20 protein-coding genes are annotated in these 23,786 nt (G+C 58.3%); 8 read left to right on the top strand and 12 right to left on the bottom strand.

Annotated features, from left to right (window positions below; all coding sequences use genetic code 11):
- Positions 1–87: 87 nt before the first annotated feature.
- From M5G18_RS00990 to M5G18_RS00975, 4 genes are read left to right on the top strand one after another with little or no spacing between them, the layout of a single operon-like run.
- Positions 88–1,140 carry an agmatine deiminase family protein gene (locus tag M5G18_RS00990; protein ID WP_273896842.1) on the top strand — a complete coding sequence of 351 codons (1,053 nt, stop codon included), beginning with the start codon at positions 88–90 and terminating at the stop codon, positions 1,138–1,140.
- A gap of 3 nt (positions 1,141–1,143) precedes the next feature.
- A complete protein-coding gene (aguB, locus tag M5G18_RS00985) occupies positions 1,144–2,052 on the top strand; it encodes an N-carbamoylputrescine amidase (RefSeq protein ID WP_273896841.1) in 909 nt (302 codons plus the stop codon).
- Position 2,053: 1 nt separating this feature from the next.
- Positions 2,054–3,157, top strand: a complete 1,104-nt coding sequence (locus M5G18_RS00980) for an extracellular solute-binding protein (RefSeq protein ID WP_273896840.1) — start codon at positions 2,054–2,056, stop codon at positions 3,155–3,157.
- A gap of 47 nt (positions 3,158–3,204) precedes the next feature.
- A complete protein-coding gene (locus M5G18_RS00975; protein ID WP_007955427.1) occupies positions 3,205–4,323 on the top strand; it encodes an agmatine deiminase family protein in 1,119 nt (372 codons plus the stop codon).
- Positions 4,324–4,326: 3 nt separating this feature from the next.
- On the opposite strand, the gene M5G18_RS00970 is transcribed toward M5G18_RS00975, so the two are convergent.
- The 3 genes from M5G18_RS00970 to M5G18_RS00960 form a co-directional block, all read right to left on the bottom strand.
- Complete coding sequence (locus tag M5G18_RS00970; RefSeq protein ID WP_273896839.1) at positions 4,327–4,722, bottom strand: RidA family protein; 396 nt, start codon at positions 4,720–4,722, stop codon at positions 4,327–4,329.
- A gap of 24 nt (positions 4,723–4,746) precedes the next feature.
- The gene (locus M5G18_RS00965) at positions 4,747–5,241 is read right to left on the bottom strand and encodes a PaaI family thioesterase (RefSeq protein WP_273896838.1); all 495 of its coding nucleotides are present in this window, start codon (positions 5,239–5,241) and stop codon (positions 4,747–4,749) included.
- 164 nt (positions 5,242–5,405) lie between these two features.
- Positions 5,406–5,675: a FecR/PupR family sigma factor regulator gene (locus tag M5G18_RS00960; protein WP_273896837.1), complete on the bottom strand. Its 270-nt coding sequence runs from the start codon at positions 5,673–5,675 to the stop codon at positions 5,406–5,408.
- A 224-nt stretch (positions 5,676–5,899) separates the two neighbouring features.
- Here M5G18_RS00960 and M5G18_RS00955 point away from each other — a divergent pair, with 224 nt between their 5' ends.
- Positions 5,900–7,810 carry a tyrosine-protein phosphatase gene (locus M5G18_RS00955; protein ID WP_273896836.1) on the top strand — a complete coding sequence of 637 codons (1,911 nt, stop codon included), beginning with the start codon at positions 5,900–5,902 and terminating at the stop codon, positions 7,808–7,810.
- Between the two features lie 30 nt (positions 7,811–7,840).
- Here the strand turns inward: M5G18_RS00955 and M5G18_RS00950 are convergent, their stop codons facing one another.
- The 3 genes from M5G18_RS00950 to M5G18_RS00940 form a co-directional block, all read right to left on the bottom strand.
- Positions 7,841–8,809: an AraC family transcriptional regulator gene (locus M5G18_RS00950; RefSeq protein WP_273896835.1), complete on the bottom strand. Its 969-nt coding sequence runs from the start codon at positions 8,807–8,809 to the stop codon at positions 7,841–7,843.
- A gap of 123 nt (positions 8,810–8,932) precedes the next feature.
- Entirely contained in the window at positions 8,933–10,615 is a 1,683-nt protein-coding gene (locus tag M5G18_RS00945) for an MFS transporter (protein WP_127797875.1), read from the bottom strand.
- A 230-nt stretch (positions 10,616–10,845) separates the two neighbouring features.
- Positions 10,846–11,229, bottom strand: coding sequence for a DUF6124 family protein (locus M5G18_RS00940; RefSeq protein WP_273896834.1), 384 nt, complete (start codon positions 11,227–11,229; stop codon positions 10,846–10,848).
- A 506-nt stretch (positions 11,230–11,735) separates the two neighbouring features.
- Here M5G18_RS00940 and M5G18_RS00935 point away from each other — a divergent pair.
- Positions 11,736–12,116: a RidA family protein gene (locus tag M5G18_RS00935; protein ID WP_065261325.1), complete on the top strand. Its 381-nt coding sequence runs from the start codon at positions 11,736–11,738 to the stop codon at positions 12,114–12,116.
- Between the two features lie 111 nt (positions 12,117–12,227).
- Here the strand turns inward: M5G18_RS00935 and M5G18_RS00930 are convergent, their stop codons facing one another.
- Genes M5G18_RS00930 through M5G18_RS00920 form a run of 3 tightly spaced genes read right to left on the bottom strand, consistent with a single transcriptional unit; the run spans position 12,228 to position 16,014 of the window.
- Complete coding sequence (locus tag M5G18_RS00930) at positions 12,228–13,883, bottom strand: ATP-binding cassette domain-containing protein (RefSeq protein WP_273896833.1); 1,656 nt, start codon at positions 13,881–13,883, stop codon at positions 12,228–12,230.
- An 11-nt stretch (positions 13,884–13,894) separates the two neighbouring features.
- A complete protein-coding gene (locus tag M5G18_RS00925; protein ID WP_273896832.1) occupies positions 13,895–14,572 on the bottom strand; it encodes a lasso peptide biosynthesis B2 protein in 678 nt (225 codons plus the stop codon).
- Positions 14,573–14,589: 17 nt separating this feature from the next.
- Positions 14,590–16,014, bottom strand: coding sequence for an asparagine synthase-related protein (locus tag M5G18_RS00920; RefSeq protein WP_273896831.1), 1,425 nt, complete (start codon positions 16,012–16,014; stop codon positions 14,590–14,592).
- 582 nt (positions 16,015–16,596) lie between these two features.
- Between M5G18_RS00920 and M5G18_RS00915 the strand changes: the two genes are divergently transcribed.
- Entirely contained in the window at positions 16,597–18,585 is a 1,989-nt protein-coding gene (locus M5G18_RS00915) for a peptidase U32 family protein (protein ID WP_007955412.1), read from the top strand.
- Positions 18,586–18,645: 60 nt separating this feature from the next.
- Here M5G18_RS00915 and M5G18_RS00910 read toward each other — a convergent pair whose 3' ends face one another.
- On the bottom strand, positions 18,646–19,956 hold the full coding sequence (locus tag M5G18_RS00910) for an MFS transporter (RefSeq protein WP_236191157.1): 1,311 nt from the start codon (positions 19,954–19,956) through the stop codon (positions 18,646–18,648).
- Positions 19,957–20,341: 385 nt separating this feature from the next.
- Here M5G18_RS00910 and yddG point away from each other — a divergent pair, with 385 nt between their 5' ends.
- Complete coding sequence (gene yddG, locus M5G18_RS00905) at positions 20,342–21,280, top strand: aromatic amino acid DMT transporter YddG (protein ID WP_273896948.1); 939 nt, start codon at positions 20,342–20,344, stop codon at positions 21,278–21,280.
- Here the strand turns inward: yddG and M5G18_RS00900 are convergent.
- Positions 21,246–22,400, bottom strand: a complete 1,155-nt coding sequence (locus M5G18_RS00900) for an MFS transporter (protein WP_273896830.1) — start codon at positions 22,398–22,400, stop codon at positions 21,246–21,248. The two genes, yddG and M5G18_RS00900, sit on opposite strands and share 35 nt — an antisense overlap.
- An 86-nt stretch (positions 22,401–22,486) precedes the next feature.
- Complete coding sequence (locus M5G18_RS00895) at positions 22,487–23,722, bottom strand: aromatic ring-hydroxylating oxygenase subunit alpha (protein ID WP_273896829.1); 1,236 nt, start codon at positions 23,720–23,722, stop codon at positions 22,487–22,489.
- Between the last annotated feature and the right edge of the window lie 64 nt (positions 23,723–23,786).

Below are 23,786 nucleotides of genomic sequence, written 5' to 3'. Positions count from 1 at the left end.
CCCTTAAGGCCGCCATTAGCATGCACGTCAACGCCGCCAAGGCTGTTTTCATTGAACACAATGGCTTAACTCAAAGGGCTTTTTACCATGCAGCAGAACAAAAACAACAACAGCGGTTGGATGATGCCGGCAGAGTGGGTGAAGCACGCGGCAACCTGGATGGTCTGGCCACACAATCAGGCCCTGTGGGAGTCGGGCTGGGGCGTCACCTTGCCGTTGGTGCAGGAAGATTTCGCCCGCGTCGCCAATGCCATCGCGAGGTTCGAGCCAGTGAAAATGGTCGTCGATCCGTCGGCCATCGCCAGCGCCAAAGCCTTGTGCGGACCGAACATCGAACTGATCCCGCTGGCGGTCAACGACAGCTGGTGCCGCGACTCCGGCCCAAGCTTCGTGGTGCACCCGGAGCAAGGTCTGGCGGGGGTGAGCTGGCGTTTCAACGCGTGGGGCGGCAAGTCGGCTCACGACCTGGACGAAAGCCTGGCCCGCCGCGTGCTCAATCGTTTGGGCGGCGAGTGCTTCGGCACGGCGCTGAGCAACGAGGGCGGCGCGATCCATGTCGACGGTGAGGGCACGTTGATCACCACCGAATCGGTGCTGCTCAATCCCAACCGCAACCCCGGTGTGAGCAAGGCCGAGATGGAAGAAATTTTCAGCCGCCTGCTCGGCGTGAAGAAAACCATCTGGCTGCCGGGGGATCCGGATTACGTCACCGGCGACATGACCGACGGTCACGTCGATGGTGTCTGCGCCTTCGCTCGCCCTGGCGTGTTGCTGGTGGACGCTACCCATGATCGCAGTTCGGTGTATGCCGAAGTCGTGCGGGAAAACCGCCGCGCACTGGAACTCGCCACCGACGCTCAGGGCCGCAAATTCGAGCTGATCGAGCTGTATGAAGCCACCGATGCGGTGGACACCGAAGCCGAAGTGTTCTGCGCCTCGTACACCAATTTCTACATCGCCAACGGCGCGATCATCATGCCGGCGTACGGCATCGAGGCCGACCATGTCGCGGCGCAAACCCTGGCCAAGGCGTTCCCGGGGCGTGAAGTGGTGCCGGTACAGATCAATCACCTGGCCCACGGCGGCGGCGGTGTGCACTGCATCACCCAGCAACAGCCAGCCTGGCCGGTGGAGGGTTGATCGATGACTTTGCTGAAAGTCGCCACTACCCAGATGCCGTGCACCTGGGACCTGAAAAGTAACCTCGATCGCGCCGAGCAGTTGGTGCGTGAAGCGGCCGCACAGGGCGCACAAGTGATCCTGTTGCAGGAGTTGTTCGCCACGCCGTATTTCTGCATCGAGCAGAGCCACCATCACATGGCGCTGGCCGAGGAGTACCGCGACAGTCAGGTGCTGTCGCGCTTCGCCGCGCTGGCCCGTGAACTGGGCGTGGTGCTGCCGCTGAGCTGGTACGAGAAGGCCGGCAATGCCTACTTCAACTCCCTGAGCGTGGCCGATGCCGACGGGCGTTTGCTGGGTGTGTACCGCAAGACCCACATCCCCAACGCCATCGGTTATCAGGAGAAGGAATATTTCAGCCCCGGCGACACCGGTTTCAAAGTCTGGGACACCGCGTTCGGTCGCCTCGGCGTGGGCATCTGCTGGGATCAGTGGTTCCCCGAAACCGCGCGCTGCCTGGCGTTGATGGGCGCTGAAGTGCTGCTGTTCCCGACGGCGATCGGCTCGGAACCGGGCTGCGCGGATCTGGATTCGCGGGACCACTGGCAGATGACCATGCGTGGCCACGCCGCAGCCAACCTGCTGCCGGTGATCGCGTCCAACCGCGTTGGCCGTGAAGTGGCGGGCACCGATGCAACGCTGCAAATGAATTTCTACGGCTCGTCGTTCATCTGCAACCACAAGGGGAAAATGCTCGCCGAAGCCGACCGCGCCAGCACCGGCGTATTGGTGCAAAGCCTGGATCTGGCAGCCATGCGTGAAGATCGCCTGAGTTGGGGCATTTACCGCGACCGTCGCCCGGAAATGTACGGCGCCTTGTTGAGCCAGGACGGCCGTCACCTTCACGCCCGCTGGAATCCTCAAGGAGTCTGATATGCCTACTTCACACAAGTGGTTGCTTGGCGCTCTGGGCCTGGCGCTGGCCGGTTTGATGCCGGCCGTGCACGCCGAAGACAAGACCCTGCGGCTGTACAACTGGGCGGATTATTTCGCCGAAGACACGCTGACAAAGTTCACCGCCGAAACCGGGATCAAGGTGATCTACGACGTGATGGACGGCAGCGAAACCCTGGAAGCCAAGATGCTGTCCGGCGGCAGCGGCTATGACCTGATCTTCCCCGGCGACACCGTGGCCGAACGGCTGATGCGTGCCGGCAGCCTGTTGCCGCTGGATCCTTCGAAGGTCACGGCGATGAACGACATCGAGCCCGGCCTGCAAAAACTGCGCAGCCATTACGAGCATTCGAACAAGGCCACGGTGCCGTACACCTGGGGCACCATCGGCCTGACCTACAACGCCGAGCAGATCAAACAGCGTATGGCCGACGCGCCGGTCAACAGCCTCGACATGCTGTTCAAACCGGAGCTGGCCGCCAAGTTTGCCGATTGCGGGATTTCGATGATCGACTCGCCGGACGAAGTGCTGGCCGTGGTGCTCAACTATCTGGGCCGCGACCCGCGCAGCGCCAAGCCTGCGGATCTGGCGGCGGCCAGTGATCTGCTGATGAAGTTGCGGCCGTACATCCGCAAATTCCAGTCGCAACCGGTGACCGATCTGGTCAACGGCAACCTGTGCCTGTCCCTCGGCTACAGCGGCGACATGACCCAGGCCCAGCGCACTTCGGACAGCGCCGGCAAGCAGACCCGCTTCCAGTACCGCGTGCCGCGCGAGGGCACCACGGTGTGGATGGACACCATGGCCATTCCGGTCGATGCCAAACACCCGGAATACGCCTACGAATTCATCAACTTCGTGATGCGCCCGGAGAACATGGCCGCGATCAGCAATTTCACCGGTTACCCGACCTCCAACGCCAAGGCCCGGCCAAACGTGGATGAGGCGATGCGCAACAACCCGGACATCTACCTCGACGAAGCGACCTATGCTCGTCTGATACCGGGCAAGGATATTCCCCAGGCCGACATGCGCGCCCGCATGCGCACCTGGACCAAGTTCAAGACCGCCACTGCAAAGTGATTTTTCCGGGCTGCTTCGGCAGCCCCTTACACATCAGGAAGTTACACATGCCAACTCGTCGCGAGTTCATCAAACAGGTTTCAGTCGCCGCCGGCGTAGGCGCTGCCGTCATGGGCCTCGGCCTGTCACCGGCGCGCGTACTGGCGGCCAGCGAAGGTCGCTGGTTCATGCCCGACGAGGGCGACAAGCACGAACGCGCCTACATGGCCTTCGGCGCGCAGGATGCGATCTGGGAAGACTTCACCGAAGACGTCCAGGAAGCCCTCGGCCGGATCGCCCGCGCCATCGCCCGCTACGAACCGCTGACCATCTATTGCCGCAGCGGCGAACGCAGCCTGGCCGAAGAGATTTGCGGCACGTCCAACATCACCTACCAGATCGCCAACCTCGACGACATCTGGATGCGTGACATCAGCGCCAACTTCGTCATCGACGACAAGAATGGCCTGGGCGCGGTGGACTTCAACTTCAGCGGCTGGGGCAACAAGCAGCAGCACTCGAAAGACGCGAAGATCGCCAAACGCGTGGCGGCCGATGCGCAGGCGACCTACCAGCGCAGCGAACTGGTGGGCGAGGGCGGCGGCATCGAAGTCGATGGCCACGGCACCGCGATCATGACCGAAAGCTGCTGGGTCAACGAAAATCGCAACCCCGGCTGGAGCAAGGCCGACGTCGAGGCTGAGCTGAAGGCACGCCTCGGTCTGCGCAAGATCATCTGGCTGCCGGGCATCAAAGGCAAGGACATCACCGATGCCCACGTCGATTTCTATGCGCGCTTCGTCACGCCCGGCGTGGTGATCGCCAACCTCGACACCGACCCACGCTCCTACGACAACAAGGTCACTCTGGCGCACCTGGAAATCCTGAAAAAGGCCACCGACGCCGACGGTCGCCCGCTGCAGATCCACACCGTTTCGCCACCGTTGAAGCCACGCAAGACCAAGTTCAACAGGGACAACGACGACTTCGCCGCCGGTTACATCAACTATTTCGTGATCAACGGCGCGGTGATTGCCCCGGAATTCGGCGATAAGGACGCCGATAAGAAGGCCTTCGACCTGCTGAAAAAGCTCTACCCGAACCGCGACGTGGTGCAGATCAACATCGACGCCATCGCGGCCGGTGGTGGCGGGATTCACTGCGTGACCAGTCACCAGCCGGCGTAAGGCTCAGCGCCTACGCACGGCCACGCATTTGATTTCCACCAGCAACCCCGGATGGGCCAGTTCGCTGACGCCGATGCAGGTCCAGGCGCAGAAGCCTTTGGGGAACACGCGGTTTTTCACGTCACGAAACACCGGCATGTGTTGGCTCATGTCGACGTGATAGGTGGTCATCTCCACCACATCGTCGAAGGTGCAGCCACCGGCCTTCAGCACTTCGTCGAGGTTTTCCCAAGCGCGGATGAATTGCTGCTCGGGGTCTTCGATGACCTTCAAGTCAGCCGTCCGGCCCACCTGGCCGGCGCAGTAAAGCGTGTCGCCCACCAGAACCGCCGGAGCGTATCCGGCGCGTTCGACAATGGTTTTCATGGATTCGGGGATGATGATTTTGCGATCGGGCATCGTGTTTTCCTTCAGTGACGGATTTCAGCGACCGTGTGCAACCGCTGCCAACTGCTCGGTATCCACTCGCACAAACACCGAATCGCCCACCGCCGTCAGCACATCACCGGTGTAGACCTCGCAGATCACTCGGGTCTTGCGCCCGACTTCACCGTCGACTCTGGCCTTCAGTATCAGCGGTACGCCCATTGGCGTCGGTTTGATGAACTTGATGCCGAGGTTGCCGGTGACGCAGTTGATGCGCGGCAGGCTTTCGGGTTCGCGTTGCTCGGCCCGGTAGTGATACGCCATCGCGGTCCAGTTGGAATGGCAGTCCACCAGCATCGCGATCAAGCCGCCGTAGACCAGCTCCGGCCAGCCGCAGTATTTGGCCTCGGGCACGTGCTCGGCCATGACGTGCACGCCGTCCTCGTGCCAGAAACTCTTGATGTGCAAACCGTGCGGGTTGCTGCTGCCGCAGCCGAAGCAGACGCCCTCGGGGGCGGCGGTGTCTTGCAGGGAAGTGTCGTGGGTGGCCATGCCGGGATCATCCTTAAACGGTTAGCGGAACCGGGCGGATTCTAACCCTGAATAAAGGACGAAGCTTGAGCAATGCGATTGTTCGCTCAAAAGGCGCGGGACTGGCCGAGCCAGGGCGGGCGTAGCTTTACGTCAGATCAACAACCCCAGCGTGTCGCGGCGCACTAGGTGCGCTCCGCCAGGTTGCGTTGAAACTCTTCGAAGCTGCAGGGCAGCGTCGTGGCCTTGCGTTTTTTCGACTTGTCGCGCTCGTCCGGCAGTTGATCGCTCAATTCCCAGACCTCAAGCATCTTTGCGTATTCGAAAGCATGGCGCGGGTCGATCTGAATCCACTGCTGGAACGCCTGGCGTTCGTCGGGCGTGCAGGTTTCGTCTTGCAGGCGCATGCACCAGTGCGCCGCTTGCGTCAGGATTTCATCATCTGCGTCGTTCATTGACGGGTTCCAGAAGGGGCGAAGACTGCAGTTTACGTGGGTGCTTGCAAAAAAAACGTCAAAGCACGTCGAGTATTTAAACGGTTAGTGAACGTTTAACGGACAAAAAACGCCGCCAATGGACAGATCGCGCCATGATTTGCGGGCTTCGCCGATTTGTCATATTCCGTCACATTTCAATGCAGATAGTGGGCAGCCCAACGTGTTTCCAGTGAGGCTGCCCCGTGTTTCAACGTCTTGTGTGTTCGCTGTCCGTGCTGAGTCTGTCCATTGCTGCCGCCCAGGCTGCCGATCTCGATACCCCGCGTCTGGTGGGCATCGACAACTTCCGGGATATCGCCGGCACCACCACCGCCTATTCGACGGCCCACGACGGCACCATGCGCGCCGGCGTGTTCTACCGCTCCAACGCGCTGACGCCGACAGCGTCGGACCTGGCGACCCTCAACGGTCTGGGGATCAAGGCCGTTTACGACCTGCGCACCCCGAGCGAAATCGCGGCCACGCCGGACACGATGATCAGCGGGGCGACTTACCAGAACATCGACATCATCGGCGCCACTACGTCGGGGGCGAACATCACCACGGTCTCGTTCAAAAGCGCAGCCGATGCGACTGCGATGATGCAGGAAACCAACCGTGCGTTCGTCAGTGACGCCGGCATGCGCGGGCAGTTGGGCGTGCTGTTCAACGAACTGGCCGGTGTCGACGGTGCCGCACTGTTCCATTGCACCGCCGGCAAGGATCGCACCGGCTGGACGGCGGCCGTGCTGCAAAGCATCGCCGGGGTCGACAACGCGACGATCATGAGCAACTACCTGGCGACCAACGACTACACCGCCGACCGCGTGGCCAAGACCCTGGCGATGATGCCGCCGAGCATGGCGGCGATCTACGCGCCGCTGCTGGGCGTCGAGGCCAGTTACCTGCAAGCGGGCCTGGATCAGGTGACCGCGCAATACGGCAGCATGGACAACTACCTCAAGCAGGGGCTGGGTCTGTCCCAGGAAACCATCTATGTACTGCGCGGCAAAATGGTCGAGTACAACAGCCTGCCGGGTCAGGCAGGGCTGATCGGCAACGCCGCCGCTGGCGCGCAACTGTTGCAGGAATTGCAGAACAGCAAACTCTCGGGCACTTACAGCGCCTACAACTATTACCTGCAATCGGCCATCGACGCCGGAACCCTTAGTGGCGTCGAGACCACGGTCGGCGGTCAGGTACATGCGGATGCGGCCAGTTACCTGCTGCGTCAGAACGCGATGATCGAACAGGCTGCGGCGCCGTTCGCCAGCGGCACCGACCTCAAGGTCGGCCAGTACCGATTGTGGAGCACCGCGCTCGCCGGTTACCTCGGCACCGACGGCTCGGCCCATGCGCAAAGCAGCAACGAACACAGCCAGGGCCTGATGGTTGGCGTCACCCAGCGCTTCTCCGAACAGCTCAGCGCTCGCGGCGGCATCGGTTACAGCAAAGGTTCGGTGGGTGGCGCAGGCGGAGAGGCCGACACCGATTTCACCTTCCTCGACCTTGGCGCCCGTTATGGTTTCACCAGCCTGGAACGTGGCCTGTTTGTCGATGCCAACCTCAGCGCCGGTTACGTCGACTACGACAGCAAGCGCGACCTCGGCGGCGGCCTCGGCTCGGCGAAGGGCGACACCCACGGCAATCTCAGTGGCGCGACGCTGGCGCTGGGGTATCGCATGCCGCTGAACACTGTGATTCTGGAGCCGAGCCTCGGCGTACGGGTCAGCCGTCTGGACCTGTCGGGCTTCCAGGAGAAGGGCAGCGAACTGGCCCTTAATGTCGATGACATTCAGGAAACCCGCCGCAGTGCGGTGGCTAATCTTGACGTTTCGTTCGCCCCGATGCCGATGGGCGCGTGGCAACTGGTGCCGGGCGTGCGGGTCGGCTACGAGCGTGTGCTGGGCGATCATCAGGTCGACAGCGAAGGGCATCTGCTGGGGCTGGATATCGAGCAGCGCGCGGCGTTCGATAACCGCGATCAGTTCAGTGGCGGTGTGAATGTCATGGCCAATCTCGGCGCCCTAAGCGTGGGTGCCGAAGTCGGTGCCAGCGGTGGCGGCGACAGCCACGGTTTCAGCGGCGGACTCAAAGCCAGTTACCAGTTCTGACAAGACTGTAGGTGAAGAAAAAGGACTGCCTCAGCGCAGTCCTTTTCGCATTTCTGCAGGGCTCACGCCGTAGGCGTCCTGAAAGTACTGGCAGAACCGGCCGACGTTGCTGAACCCGAATTGCAGGGCCACGTCGGTTACCGATGACGATGGGCCTTGCTTCAATGCATCACAGGCGCGCTCCAGCCTGACCTGGCGCTGGTACGCGACAATCGAGGTGCCGACGAACCGCCGGAAACCTTCCTGCAACGCCCGCAGGCTGACGTTCACCAACCCGGCCAGATCCGTTCCGCTGACCAGTTGCTCGGGATGCGCCTGAATGTATTCGATGGCCTGTTTCACATGCCGTGGTGCGATCTGCGCCTCGGGGCGGCGCAAGGCCTCGCTGAAGTTGTGCGGCCATGCTTCCAGCACCGCGTCCACCAGCATCTCCCGCAGGCGCGACGGCATCAGCGAACCGGCGTTCAACAACAGGTCGAATTCAGTGCCGGTGGCCAGATCGATCAATGCACGAATGCCCTGAAACGCTGGGCTGTTCAGATCCACCCTCGGCTCGAAATGCAGCTTGTGCACGATCGGTCGTCCCAGCAGTGACGACAGCCGTTCGGTGAGCGCTGCGCGGCTGATCGACATGCCGTGCTGGGCGTGATTGTCGATAAAGCGCATCGAGCGCAGGTCCGCCTTGTCGATGGCCAGCCCCACGTCGCTCAGCCCCACGGCTTCATGGTTGAAAACGATCTTGCCGGCGGTGGGAATGACGAAAGTGATTTCGTCGAACGGCTCGGGGAACGCCACGGTGAAATCGCCCCGGTAATGCATGCGCCGGAAACTCAGACCTTCGTACCGCCCGTAAACGCCGCCGATGATGATGTCTTTGGGCGGCGGCGGAGTGTCGCCGTAACGGTTGCCGAACAATCGCGAAAACAGGGCGCCGAAGTCGTCGCAGGCCATGTTGTCGGATCGCAGGATGAGGGTCTGGCGCGTCGGGCTTGAGTACACCGGGAGGGTCACCTTGGTGGTCGGGGCATGGGGGCGCGAAGACATTACCAAGGGAGAATGACGCCGATGTGACAGCGCGCAATGCTGTGCGTGAACGCCACGCACAGCATCGAGCGAAGTGGGTCAGGTGTGATGAATGTCGCGATCCTTGGTTTCCGGCATGAAGAAAATCCCGAGAATCGCCGTCATCACCGCAATCACGATCGGGTACCACAAGCCGTAGTAGATATCCCCGGTGGCCGCGACCATCGCAAACGCCACCGTCGGCAGGAACCCGCCGAACCAGCCGTTGCCGATGTGATACGGCAGCGACATCGAGGTGTAGCGGATGCGCGCCGGGAACAGCTCGACCAGCCAGGCCGCGATCGGGCCGTAGACCATGGTCACGTAGATCACGAGGATGGTCAGCAGCAGCAAGACCATCGGGTAATTGGTCTTGGCCGGGTCGGCTTTTTCCGGGTAACCGGCTTCTTTCAGCGCGGTCGTGAGGCTGGCGGTGAAGGCATCGTTGCGGGTCTTGAAGTCGGCGGCCGGGAGGGTCGTGCCTTCGAAGCTTTCGATGACCTTGTCGCCGATGCGCACCTGGGCCACGGTGCCCGGTTCCGCTACCACGTTTTCATACGGGATCGCCCGCTTGGCCAGAATGGTCTTCGCCAGATCGCAGGAGCTGGTGAATTTGGCCTTGCCCACCGGATCGAACTGGAACGAGCACTGGTCGGGGTTGGCGATCACCTTGACCGGGTTCTTTTCCTGAGCGATGAACACGTCGGGGTTACCGTACTGGGTCAGCGCGTGGAAGATCGGGAAGTAGGTCACCGCCGCCAGAATGCACCCGGCCATGATGATGCCCTTGCGCCCGATGCGGTCGGACAGGCTGCCGAAGATCACGAAGAACGGCGTACCGATCAGCAGCGAACCAGCAATCAGCAGGTTGGCGGTCTGCGGGTCGATCTTCAGGGTCTGCAGCAGGAAAAACAGCGCGTAGAACTGCCCGGTGTACCAGACCACCGCCTGGCCGGCGGTGCCGCCGAGCAGGGCCATGATCACGATTTTCAGGTTGTCCCAACGGGCGAAGGATTCGGTCAGCGGCGCTTTCGACGCCTTGCCTTCAGCCTTCATCTTCATGAACACCGGTGACTCGCTCAGTTGCAGGCGGATGTACACCGACACGATCAGCAGCAGGATCGACAGCAGGAACGGAATCCGCCAGCCCCAGGCCTCGAACGCCTCGGTGCCCAGCGCCGTGCGGCAAGCCAGAATCACCAGCAGCGACAGAAACAGCCCCAGCGTCGCGGTGGTCTGAATCCACGAGGTGAAGAACCCGCGTTTGCCCTTCGGCGCATGCTCGGCCACATACGTCGCCGCGCCGCCGTACTCACCGCCCAGCGCCAGACCTTGCAGCAGCCGCAGGGTAATCAGAATGATCGGCGCCGCGACCCCGATGGTCGCGTAACCGGGCAGGAACCCGACAATCGCCGTCGACACACCCATGATCACAATCGTGATCAGAAACGTGTGCTTGCGCCCGATCATGTCGCCCAACCGCCCAAACACAATCGCCCCGAACGGCCGCACCGCAAAGCCTGCGGCGAAGGCGAGCAGGGCGAAGATGAACGCCGTGGTCTCGTTCACCCCGGCAAAGAAGTGCTTGGCGATGATCGCGGCGAGTGAGCCGTAAAGGTAAAAGTCGTACCACTCGAACACCGTGCCGAGGGACGACGCAAAGATCACCTTGCGCTCCTCGCGGCTGATACTGTGGTTGGTGGGCGGCGCGCTGCCGGTGGACATGCTGTCGAGTACTGCCATGGGTGTTCTCCGTCGTGCTTGTTTTTGTAGGCCGGAGCACTTCATCAACGTCGCGTACCCGAGGCCTGTGGCGGATGCCGGAACAGGTGTTTCGTGGAGCGTGCACAGAATCACCGCCCCGCGCGGGAGGGCGGGGTTTCATTGAGCATAATTGGGATTGGGGGGATATCCAGTGGCGGGGATTGATCGACTGATGCAGGGGCGGCAGGAGAGACCCGCCGCCAAGGGTTTTATTCCGTCGGCACGACGTTATCCAGCACCTGATTCACCGCCAGTTCCGCCAGCATCACGATCTGCGCGATGCCTTGGGCGGTCTTGCGGTGGGGGCCTTCGAGGAGGTCGACGAAGTTGTTGAGCATGACGTTGGCGGAGCCCAGGGTTTCGACGGCGTCGGCGAGCAGGGATTCGTTGTTGCTGGCCGGGTTGGCCTGGTAGAGGCGGTTGGGGTAGTAGGGCGCGGCCATCATGTGGGCTGATATCGGGCCGAGGTGGTAGTCGAGGGCGCGGTTGGCGGCTTCGTTGAATCTCTTTGAATCAGGGCATTCGTAGGGGGAGGTTGGGTCGGTGATGCTGGCCGGTTCGGTGACCGGGGGATTCGGTGTAATTTTGAACATGCGATCTTCCTTTTACAGTAGAGCCGCAACCTGTTCGCTGCTAAACGAAGGGGGTGGCAGCTGTGCGCAAGTTAGCAGACCGGAAGGAAGACCAAACCCGGCGCACCCGAAGATGCCATGCACACAGCTACCATCAAGCGCAGGTGAATACCTGACTGAAGATGCCAATGCAACCGTAAGTCCATCCTGTCCGGGCTGCTAAACCCGATCACTGGAAATCAGTGACCCGATCCAAGTTACCGGCCGACCCCAAGGCGCACAAGCCGGCGGATTCTGGCGTAGCCGTAGGCTCTGGCGCAAGGATTTGTGGGCAATTGCGCGTAACTACAGGTGTCTTTAAACACTCATGGCGAAACATGTTTATGGGCACTTAAAACCCACTGAAACCTCCGCCCGAAACCACCCCGAAAACCACCATGGCTTCAATCCCGCCGCCGTGTCTGTAAACTGGCCGCCCGAAACGGCGCGCGATGGCGCCGTCCTCACTGCCAGCGAAGGACTTTCCAATGGCCAACCAAGACATCACCTACACCCCGGATCCGGATGCAGACTCGATCTCTTCGGACGTGACCGAATTCAACGGCATCCTGATGTCGACCCAGATTCCGACCCGCGCCGATGGCAGCCTGGAACTGGGCGACGTCACCGCGCAAAGCGAATGCACGTTGCAGGCGCTGAAAGTGGCGCTGGAAAAGGCCGGTAGTTCGATGGACCGCGTGTTGCACCTGACCATTTACCTGACCGACATGGCTGATCGCGCTGCGTTCAACGAGGTTTACAAGCGCTTCTTCGCCAAGCCTTGGCCGGTGCGTGCGGCGGTGGGTGTGGCGGCGCTTGCGGTTGAAGGGATGAAAGTGGAAGTGACTGCGATGGCCGCCAAAGCCTGACTTCGGCTTTAGACACGCAATTTGTAAGGCGGCTTCGAGTGCTGGCTATTCAACACTTGGGCCGCCATAGAGGCCAATAGGAAAATTACAACGAAGCACGTAGTTTTTTAACTACGCAACTTTAATCGTGCGGTCGTCTAACTCTATTGTTGTTCCGTATTTCTTCTTTAAATTTTCATCATGAGTAACAATTATCAAGCAGGGTGTGTTGGAGGCTAGCCACTCAATAATTCTTTGAGCCATTCTTTTATCCAGGGCTGAAGTAGGCTCATCCAGTATTAGGGTAGGTTTTTCTCTTAGGATGGCTCGGCCAATAGCAATTCGTTGTCTTTCTCCACCGCTTAGTCCACTGCCAGAAATGTCTATAATGGTCGCAAGCGACGCCTCAATGTTAGTGCCTTTTCGTGACAATTCCAAAAGCTCAAATATTTGAATTAATTTTTGTGGGTTAGCATTCTCTGTCCCATAAAGAAGATTATCTTTTAACGTGCCGGGTAGCAAAATCGGTTTTTGTGGTGCCACAGAAACCTCAGAAAGTATGTATTCACTTAATGATTCGTTTATCAAGTGTCCTTTGTAGAAGGCCTTGCCTGTATAGTTGTCTTCGAAGCCAAGCAGGGTATTTATAAGTGTCGTTTTCCCGGCGCCTGAACGGCCTGATATTATGTTTACGCCTGGGCCAAATTGGCAGTCGATATTGTTGAGGATGGTTTTCTGGTTTTTTACGAGTGATACACCGTGAAGGGCAAAGCTTTGTGCATTTTTATGTTGTTTTGGTTGGTGCGACTCTTTGATGTCCTCTTCGATGTATTTAATACCGTCGTTCAACGATATGAAATTTGCCTGAAGGTTGATTAATGTTCCAGCTAGAATGTGTAGCTGCATCGTGAACATGGTGATGTATCCAGCAACCATGACGAAATCCCCTGCAGTAAAGTTTGCACGGTAATTGACCCCCGCTAATATTACAAAAAAGGCCAGGGTTGCGCCGATTGCAAGTCCTTGACAGCCAACACGTATACCCATATGAATATTCGCATTTCTGATTGTCTTGACGTAGCTGTTGAAGAAAGACTTTCCTGAGCTAAGTTCCTTGGTGAGGCTGTTGTTCAGCTTGATGTCGTAAACTCGGCTAAGCCGTTCAATGGTGTAGCTGGACAGATTGTTTTCAGCTTCAAATAGATTTTTGTGGATGTTTGAGCTTGACTTGGCTACGTAGATGGATATTGAGGTCAATGCTATGCAAGCGACAAGGAATAACATTGCATACGCTGCGCCCATTATTTTATATAGCACACACACTGCAATAAGCATTTCTATCGCGATAGGGATGATTGTCCAGAAAATACCAATAGTAACCAAGCTGAAGCTGCCTGATGATCGACTTATATCGGCGACTACGTACCCGGGGTCAAGCGTCTGCTGTTTTTTATACGAGTATCTAAATATTCTAGAAATAATTGCTTCGTAAAGCGTGGCGTCGCATTTTGCCAGTACCCAGGCCGAAAATATGCCGCGAATATTGGATAGAACCTGCGAAGCTGTCCATAAGACTGCATACGAACCCGCAAAAAAAAGAAATTGGGTCTGCGCGCTCTCCGCACCATCAAGGGTGTTTGCTGCATTTCTCAATAGAACAGGAATGAGCGAGTTCAAGGCGCTGCATATAATGAATATCGCGGAAACTCCAGCGAATCCCAGTGTGAACCAGCGATAGTTTTTCGATATTATTTTAAATATTTTTATGTAATGACTGGTCAAATTCATTTGCGGGCCCATTATATTTTCAGGATTTTTGGAAGTTTTCTTGATAGGTCTTTGTCATCCGCTATAACCTGCCCGTCTACCTCGACCCACGCATGCGAAAGGAAATCAAATAATTGAACGCCGATAAAAAAATCACAGGATTTTCCATTTTTTATGGCGTGGTTGAATAGGCAGATAGAAGACTCCAGGCATTTGATCTTAAATGGGAGCGCAACTGACGCGGCATGAATTTCGCGTGCGTAGCTTTCGAGTCTGTCGAGATAAGAGGCGTTATGTTTTTCTATGAGGTGCTTTTTTGATAACCGCATGTTATCGAGCACTGATCCCAGGCCACATCGGTTGAGCTTTGCTTTCAGCCTTATCAGGTCGAGGGCGGCCCGCACAGTCGGTAGAAGTCCGGTGCTTTTGGAAATCTGATTTCTACCGGTTCTCCATATGTAGTTGTCAACGCCTTCATAATTTTCTTTGGCTGTTATTAGAGTCTGAGGGGTGTTCGAATGGCTTATTACGTTCAATGCGGTGAGTTTCTTGCACATGGCGTAGTACTGGTCGTTGAGTTTGTCTCCCTCAATCAGGACTTTGGTTTGTGCCTCACTGAAAACGGTATACGAATCACGTCTCTCGTCAAGAATGACTAGTTGGTTGTGCATCAGAATGTGGTGTATATGTGGCTGAAAGGCAAAATCCATTTAATCCTTCTCCTTCGTTAAAGACCCTTGATCAAGGATGCACAAATGATTTTTAGCAGGATCGGGTCTACGCCGCCGATACCCAGTGCCGAACGACTGATGGCGTTTTCTACGTGTGACATGTTGATCAGGTTGTCTTTTGTGAGCCAGCTTTTTGTCAATTTGTTCAAGATTCTTTCTTTATGGTGTTTTAAAGCTCTTTGGTAGGCGCTTGTAATGTGGCCCTTGTCACTTCTGAGAGGGATGGTTGGGTATTTTTTGTTTGTTGCATATCTTAGCGGAAGTCTGGTGGCGAATTCGTTGAACATGTTGTAGGGGTTTTGATTTAAGGCGAATTCGACCATTTCCTTGCTTGTAAATGGATAGGCTATTTTTGTTGTTTTATTCAAAGTCGTGCTTGTTGCATTTTGAGCCATGGCTTGCATCGTCGCTTGCAAGTGCACATCTCTCAGGTTTTCAGGTCTCCCGATATTTAGCAGTGGCGGAACCTGAATGTTTAGAAAATCATTTCGCTGATTATATTGATGATTTCGCTGCTTTCGATTGCTGGATAGGGTTTCGTAAATGCTCGATCCAGTTAGTTTTGAGATTTTTACGGCTATCTTTAAACCATTGATAATGTTTTTTCTTTTGAATAGATCCCGAAAAGCTTGTGAGGGGACGGGGTCTAGAAAAACGTGATCACCACCGTGACCGTCTAATATAATGTAGTCTTCGTCTAAATGGCTGGATATGAAGTCTCCTTCTTTTTCGAAGACCTGATCAGACGCCATGCCCAAATTAACAAAGTAGTGATTGTCTGGGTCAATGTCTTGAAAGAGATAACGAGGCTCAAACCTGAATAGCATATGCTTGATATTTAGTGTCTTGCATAACGACGTTGCGGCGATTCGGTCGTTGTTTGAACTGCAATCATCAGCAAACCAGGTTAGGGCAGTAACACGACTTGCCCCGGCAACTTCAATGGCGGCAAGAAGTAAGCATGTCGAATCTACTCCGCCAGAAAACCGGACAACCAGTTTCCCGCAATTGTTATTTCGGTATTCTGCTGCGATGTGCGAAACAAGTATCTCAAAAGGGTCATCAGCTTTGCCGGGGTGATAATTTACTTGGTTGCAAAGAGATATCTTAATGTTGCTTGAATTGTCGTGGGTGTCGTGCGTATAGGTGCAGCCCGGGGGAAGCAGAATCAATCCTTCTCTGTACGTTGAAGTAGAAATATTTTCGTCGTGGGAGATTTGACGAAGAATCTCCCGTCTGTCCAGGCTTTTGTTAATAATTGTTTTCTTGTGGTTGTTACTCAGGATGGTTCCGTTATTCGTATCTATAATAACTATTTTGCAAGAGTTCGCAGGGTTTGTATGGACTATTTTGTTTGTCAAATAGATTGATTCTACACAATGTATTATGTTGTTTTGATCAGGTTTTTTTGGTTTTTTCACAGCCAATCCTTTGCCACTGTATAAAGCTGAATCACTGAGTGCTCGATAAAGAGCACTCAGTAAAATATTCAGTGGTTACCTCGGTATTCTAGGACCGCAGTCTGGTCGGAATACGGTGTATTTCCCCTCGAGAACGCATCCGCCCCCGTAGCCATTGATTGTCGGACTGGCTTTGAATGTCAGAAAATGATTTAAGGCGGGAGGAGGGTTAAGCTTTTTTCTTTTGAACATGAATTAATCCTTTATTTATATTCAGTCAGAAAATCTGAGCGGTTCTGTTTGAGTTCAGGGCAGGTGACTTACTTGTCTCGATTACTTTTTTACCGTGACCCAAGAACAGTAAGGTTCGTACTCGTGATACACAAGCCGGTGGATTCCGTTGCTGTCGTAGGCAGATACGCAGGTATTTGTAGCCTTCTTTGATACTGCTGAAAGATTGAAATCAAATTCCCACGAGGTTGTAGGAAATATAGGAGCCAGTTCGCCGATCCAAAACAGCCACCCGGCAGCACAGGCGTGCCGGCCACGCGTTTCGCGGCTACAATGCGCGCCTCAACCGTGACAGCCTGACTAAAAAAACATATGTCCTTGCCCAAACATCACCTGGAACTGCTCAGCCCCGCCCGTGACGTGGCCATCGCCCGCGAGGCCATCCTGCATGGCGCCGACGCGGTGTACATCGGCGGCCCGAGCTTCGGTGCGCGCCATAACGCGTGCAACGAGGTGAGCGAAATCGCTGAACTGGTGGAATTTGCCCGTCGTTACCACGCGCGCATCTTCACCACCATCAACACCATCCTGCACGACAACGAACTGGAGCCGGCGCGCAAGCTGATCCATCAGTTGTACGACGCCGGCGTCGATGCGCTGATCGTTCAGGACCTGGGCGTGATGGAGCTGGACATTCCACCCATCGAGCTGCACGCCAGCACCCAGACCGACATCCGCACCCTTGAGCGGGCCAAGTTCCTCGATCAGGCCGGTTTCTCGCAACTGGTACTGGCCCGTGAACTGAACCTCAAGGAAATCCGCGCGATCGCCGATGAAACCGATGCCGCCATCGAGTTCTTCATCCACGGCGCTTTGTGCGTGGCGTTCTCCGGTCAGTGCAACATTTCTCACGCGCAGACCGGGCGCAGCGCCAACCGGGGCGACTGCTCCCAGGCCTGCCGTCTGCCGTACACCCTGAAAGACGAAAAGGGTGGCGTGATCGCCTACGAAAAACACCTGCTGTCGATGAAGGACAACAACCAGAGCGCCAACATCCGCGCGCTGGTCGAGGCCGGTGTGCGTTCGTTCAAGATCGAAGGTCGCTACAAGGACATGGGCTATGTGAAGAACATCACCGCCTATTACCGTCAGCGCCTCGACGACGTGCTCAACGACCGCCCGGACCTGGCCCGCGCTTCCAGCGGCCGCACCGCGCATTTCTTCATGCCGGACCCGGAAAAGACCTTCCACCGTGGCAGCACCGACTACTTCGTCAGCGAGCGCAAGATCGACATCGGCGCCTTTGATTCGCCGACCTTCACCGGTCTGGCGGTGGGCACGGTCGAGAAAGTCGGCAAGCGTGACATGCAGGTCATTACTCACGAGCCGCTGTCGAACGGCGACGGTCTCAACGTGCTGGTCAAGCGTGAAGTGGTCGGTTTCCGCGCCAACATCGCCGAAGCCAAGGGCGAGTTCGAGGAAGAAGGCGAGAAGCGCTATCGCTACCGCGTCGAGCCGAACGAGATGCCGGAAGGCCTGTACAAGCTGCGCCCGAACCATCCGCTGAACCGCAACCTCGACCACAACTGGCAGCAGGCCTTGCTCAAGACTTCCGCCGAGCGTCGTATCGGCGTGAGCTGGTTGGCGAAGTTGCGTGAAGAGCGTCTGGAACTGACCGTGACCAGCGAAGAGGGCATCAGCGCCAGCGTTGCTTTGGAAGGCCCGTTCGGCGTCGCCAACAAACCGGAACAGGCGCTGGACACCTTGCACGACCTGCTCGGTCAGCTCGGCACTACCGAGTACCACGCGACCTCGATCAAACTCGATGCGCCGCAAGCGTTCTTCATCCCGAACTCGCAGCTCAAGTCGTTGCGCCGTGAAGTGATCGAAGCGCTGACCGCCGCCCGTGTTGCCGCCCACCCGCGCGGTTCGCGCAAGGCCGAGACCACGCCACCGCCGGTATACCCGGAGGCGCACCTGTCGTTCCTGGCCAACGTCTACAACCAGAAGGCTCGCGACTTCTACCACCGTCACGGCGTGAAGCTGATCGACGCGGCGTACGAGGCCCACGAAGAGGCGGGCGAAGTGCCGGTGATGATCACCAAGCACTGCCTGCGGTTCTCCTTCAACCTGTGCCCGAAACAGGCCAAAGGCGTGACCGGCGTGAAAACCAAAGTCGCGCCGATGCAGCTGATTCACGGCGATGAAGTGCTGACCCTGAAGTTCGACTGCAAACCGTGCGAGATGCACGTGATCGGCAAGATGAAGGGCCACATCCTGAATCTGCCGCAGCCGGGCAGTGTGGTGGGGCATATCAGCCCTGAAGACCTGATGAAGACCATTCCTCGGGCTCCGCACTGATTAGCAGGCAATAAAAAACCGGTGACGAAAATCACCGGTTTTTTTATGCCCGCCAGAAACTCAACTGGCTTCGTAGCGCGATCCTGTTGGCGGCGCCGCTTCGCCACTCAACGCATCAACCATCGGCGGATGGTCCTGCGCTGCCTGACGCAGATCCTCGGTCACCCGCAGCTCGGCGCCGGTTGGCGAGAAGGTCGCTGCCGCTGCAAACGGCGCCGGGTTGGCCGGCACCGGACGCTTGCCACGACGCCAGAAGAAGAACGTCACCATGGCCAGGTTGACCAGCGCGAAGGCCCAGAACAGGCCGGTTTCGCCGTGGGCGTTCATCGCCGGCGAGATCAGCAGCGGGCTCATCGCCGAGCCCAGCGAGTTGATCAGCAGCATGCCCTGAATCATCGGCACCAATGTTTCAACCGGCGCACGGTCGGCAGCGTGGCTGACCGCAACCGGATACAACGCGAACACTCCGCCGCCCAACAGGAACAGCATCGCCGCGAGCATGGCCGAGGACAGCGGCACCAGCACGATCACCAGCGACAGCACGGTGCACGCGGCGCACAGCACGGTCAGCACTTGCAGGCGATCCTTGCGGTCGGACCAGCGCCCGACCGGGTATTGCAGGAGCATCGCGCCCAGAATCGTCCAGGCCATCATGCTGCCGACTTCGCCGACGTTCAGGCCGATGCGTTGCAGGTACAGCGGCAGCAGGGTGTAGATCGCCGCGATGGTTACGCCGGAGCCGAAGCAGCCGACCAGTCCGGTAGGCGACACACCCAGCAGCGCCCGTGGCTTGAGCGGTTCGACCTGTTCCAGCAATGGCGACACCCGCGGCAGGATCACGATTGGCAGCACCGACAAGGTCGCGAGCATGCCGGCGACCATGAACGGCGCGGTGTCGCCCAGCCCGGTGATTTTCCCCAAAAACGCCTGACCCAGAACCCCGGCGCCGTAGAGGACGATCATGTACAGCGCCAGCAGACGGCCGCGAATCTTCGCGTCACCGGCCAGCAGCAGCCAGCTCTCGATCACCAGAAACACGCCGACCGTGGCCCAGCCGTTGATCAGGCGCAGCACGACCCAGCCCCAGGTGTCATAAAACAAGCCTTGCAGCAGGATGGTCGCGGCGATCAGCGAGGCGAAGCTGCTGTAGGCGCGGATATGGCCGATGCGCAGGATCAGCCGGTCGTTGAAGATCGCGCCCAGGGTCAGGCCGATGAAATAGGCCGAGGAGACGATGCCGATCATCGTCGCCGATTCGCCGGCAGCGCCCAGGCGCAGGGTGGTCAAAGAAGACAGAAAGCCGTTGCCCAGGGCAACAATGAATAGCCCGAGCAGGGGCGCCAGCGCCATGGCCAGCAAACGCGGTGTCATAAAAACCTCAAGTGATCGAACAGCGGAACGTGCGCCTCTGCGCATGCGAGTGCCAAGCCGAAGTGTGTTGAAGACAAACGACCGCCGAACGGGCAGGACGATTGAGCCAGGCGCGCTTCGTGAAAGTGGCCGGCTGTTCAAACCTGAGGGTTGTCATGGCTGCGGGCAGGCGCCGTTCGGGCGACTGCAAGAGGAGGCGCGATTTTAAGCCTTGTGCAGCGTTTGCCAAGGTGCCGGGCCTGCGACGTTGGGACGCAGCCCGGATCGATAAAGACAGGATCGATAACCCCAGCGCATTCTTTGCCCGGAGGAAAAGTAGCTGTATCAATGCGGTTTCCCTCGTTAGCCTGTGCGGTCGAATCGCGATATTGATCCAGAGGCAATGATGCAGATAAGAGGCGAGCGCGCCGCCACGGCGTGCGGGCTGTTGGCGATTGTGTTGTGGAGCACCGCCGCCGGGTTGATCAGGGGCGTCAGTGAACATTTCGGCCCGCTCGGTGGAGCCGCAATGATTTACACCCTGGGGGCGATCCTGCTGGTGATGTTTCTCGGGCGACCGCGTCTTCGTTCCACGTCAACACTCTATCTCCTGCTCGGCAGTGGGTTGTTCGTTGCGTATGAGGTGTGCCTGTCTTTGGCGCTGGGGTTTGCCAGTGACCGGCAACAGGCGATCGAACTGGGCGTGGTCAATTACCTGTGGCCGTGCCTGACGGTAGTGCTGGCGATTTTCATGAACGGGCAGAAAACCCGCTGGTTCATCGTTCCCGGCAGTGCGCTCGCGCTGTTTGGCATTCTCTGGGTGGTCAGCGGTCAGGGCCTGTCGCTGCCGGGGATCATCGCCAACGTCAACTCCAACCCGCTGAGTTACAGCCTGGCGCTGGCCTGTGCGATCACGTTTGCGCTGTATTGCAACGTCACGCGCCGCTACGCCAACGGGCAGAGTCTGGTGGTGCTGTTTTTCGTGCTGACGGCCATAGTGCTGTGGGTGAAGTGGGGCTTCAGCAGTGAACGGATTTCGACATTCACCCTGGGCAACTCCCTCGAACTGATCGCTACCGGCATCGCCATGGCCGGCGGTTATGCGCTGTGGAACATCGGCATCCTGCGCGGCAACCTGACCTTGCTGGCGACCGCGTCCTACGGCGCGCCGGTGCTGTCGTCGGCGTTCGCCGCGCTGTGGCTGGGCGTCAGTTTGCAGATGCAGTTCTGGCAGGGCGCGGTGCTGGTGACTGCCGGATCGCTGCTTTGCTGGTACGCGACCCGGCAACAGCCGACTAGCCCGGCGCAGATCATTGAACCTTCAGTAAACGAGCGGCGTAGCTGACGAACAGCAACAGAACTACCAACCCGCTCAAGGCGACGGTCAGGGTGCTGAGGTGAGCAACCATGCCAATGAAGGCCGGCCCCATCAGAATGCCCGCGTAACCCATGGAGATGATGGCCGGAATGGCTACCCGCTGGGGCATGTGTTGCTGGCGACCGGCGGCGGTGAACAACACCGGGACGATGTTCGAGCATCCTGCCCCGACCAGCGCATAGCCGAGCAAGGATGCCTGCCAGCTGTCGAATCCCAACGAGATCGCCATGCCCGATGCCGCGCAAACACCGCCGAGTGCCAGCACTCGCACGCCGCCCAAGCGACGGACGATCGAATCGCCGGTCAGGCGCCCGATGGTCATAGTCGTTGCAAAGCACGCGTATCCCAATCCGCCGTAGCTGGGCTCCATGCCTCGATGAGACGCGAGAAACACCGCGCTCCAGTCCAGCATTGCGCCTTCAGTCAGAAAAACGATGAAGCAGAGGCTGCCCAACAGCAGCACGATTCCCCGTGGAACCGCGAACAAAGGGCCATCCCTTTCGGTGCCATAGGGCAGCAAGCTCGGCGCAGCTTTGTAAAGCGCCGCGAGAATGATGGCGACCAGGCACAGAACACAGAGCAATGGCGCCAGGCCCAGGCTGAGCATCACGGTCATCGCCACCGCACCGGCGATGCCGCCCACGCTGTAGAGCCCATGGAAACCGGATTGCAGGGTTTCGCCACTGTTCTTTTCAACGATGATCGACTGAATGTTGATGGCGCAATCGAGCATGCCCATGCTCGCGCCGAACAGCAGCACGGCGAGTGCAAGGCCGGGCATCCAGGCCAGATAACTCAGGATCGGCAGCACCGCGCACAAGGCAAGGGTCGAGCAGATGATCACCGGACGGCAGCCGAAGCGCGCCGTCAGATACCCGGCAAAGGGCATCGCCACGATTGAGCCGATGCCGAAGCCCAAGAGCAGCAATCCCAGGCCGCCATCGTCCAGGCCGGTGCGCGCTTTGACCAAAGGCACAAGCGGCGCCCACGCCGACATGACGATACCGGTGATCAAAAACGTGATGCGGGTGGAAAGGCGTTCGCCGTCATTGGCGTTGATTGCCAAGGCGGGCGTAGAGGCAGACATGGAGGCTGACATCCTTATCGATGGAATTGTGGTTCAGAAAGCGTCGGCTCTTGCGTGACAGGAGCCGACGTTGCAACGAGGAGCTGTCAGCCCACGGACTTCAACGGAATCGGCCCCTTGAGCCGGTCCAGCATCGTGGCGCAGTACCAGTCATCGAACTGGCAGACGCCGGTTTCCGCCGTTTCCGAGTACGGCCCCGGTTCATAGGACGGGGACGTCACGCCACGCTGGGTGCCTTCGACCAGGGTGCGGTCCTGATCGTTGGTGGCGATCCAGACTTTGGTCAGGCGTTCGAGGTCGTAATCAACGCCTTCCACCGCCGTGTCGGGCACCAGCCATTTGGTGGTGACCATGGTTTGCGTGGCGCTGATCGGCAACACGCGGAAGCTCAGTGCATGGTCGCCGAGGAAGTGGTTCCAGGTGGACGGGTAGTGGAAGTACAGCAGGGCGCCGATGTCCGGCTCGGTGGTTTTGTCCAGCCGCCCGTTCACCGCAGGCTTGCCGTCCATGGTGTAGCTGACCGCCCCGGACGACAGCGGAATGCGGGTCATGCGGTACTGACCGTTGATGTCCATCACCAGACGGCTCGGCAACCCTGCTTTTTCGCAGGTGTTCCAGTAGGCCGCCAGGTGCGGATCATCCTCGCCGCCGGCGCCGCCCACGGACGGGTTGTCGACGTAGGATTTCAGCAGTTCGGGGTGGGAGCCGTCGCAGTGGTAGCACTCGCGGTTGTTCTCGAACACCAGTTTCCAGTTGCCTTGTTCGATGATGGTTGACTCGAACGCCACTTTGCAGTTATCGAGATTGTGCGGGGCAATGAACGGGCTGACGGCCTTGCGAAAGCCTTCGAAGTCCGGCGCCTTGGTGGCGACGCAGACATAGATGTAGCTGTGCACGATCTCGCAGTGCACGGACTTGAGGTTGTACTGCGCCTTGTCGAAATCCTGGCCCATGTTGCCGGCGTACAGCAGGTTGCCGTCCAGCTCGTAGGTCCACTTGTGATAGGGACAGACCATCTTCGCGACCTTGCCGTGCTCGTGTTCGCAGATCTTGGCGCCGCGATGGCGGCAGGCGTTATGAAATGCCCGGACTTCGCCATCCTTGCCGCGCACCACGGCGACCGGGTAATCGCCGATCTGCAGGGTGAAGTACTGGCCGGGTTTGGAAATTTCGAAGGTGTGCCCGGCGAAAATCCAGTCCTTGTGCCAGATCTGTTCGAGATCCTGGCGATAGACGTTTTCATCCTTGTAGAGGGCGCCCGGCAGCGAGTGCCAGGGTTTGCGCTGGGCGATCAGGTCAACCACGGTGTCTTTATTGTTCATTGTTATCCTCGTCATGCGCGTTATGGCCGGACCCGCTCGGGGGCGACGATAGTCAGCAGCCTAG

The organism is Pseudomonas aphyarum, from assembly GCF_028657055.1.
GTDB classification, from domain to species: Bacteria; Pseudomonadota; Gammaproteobacteria; order Pseudomonadales; family Pseudomonadaceae; genus Aquipseudomonas; species Aquipseudomonas aphyarum.
Note: the sequence above shows the minus strand (reverse complement) of the source record. Positions and strands in the feature narration are given on the sequence as shown.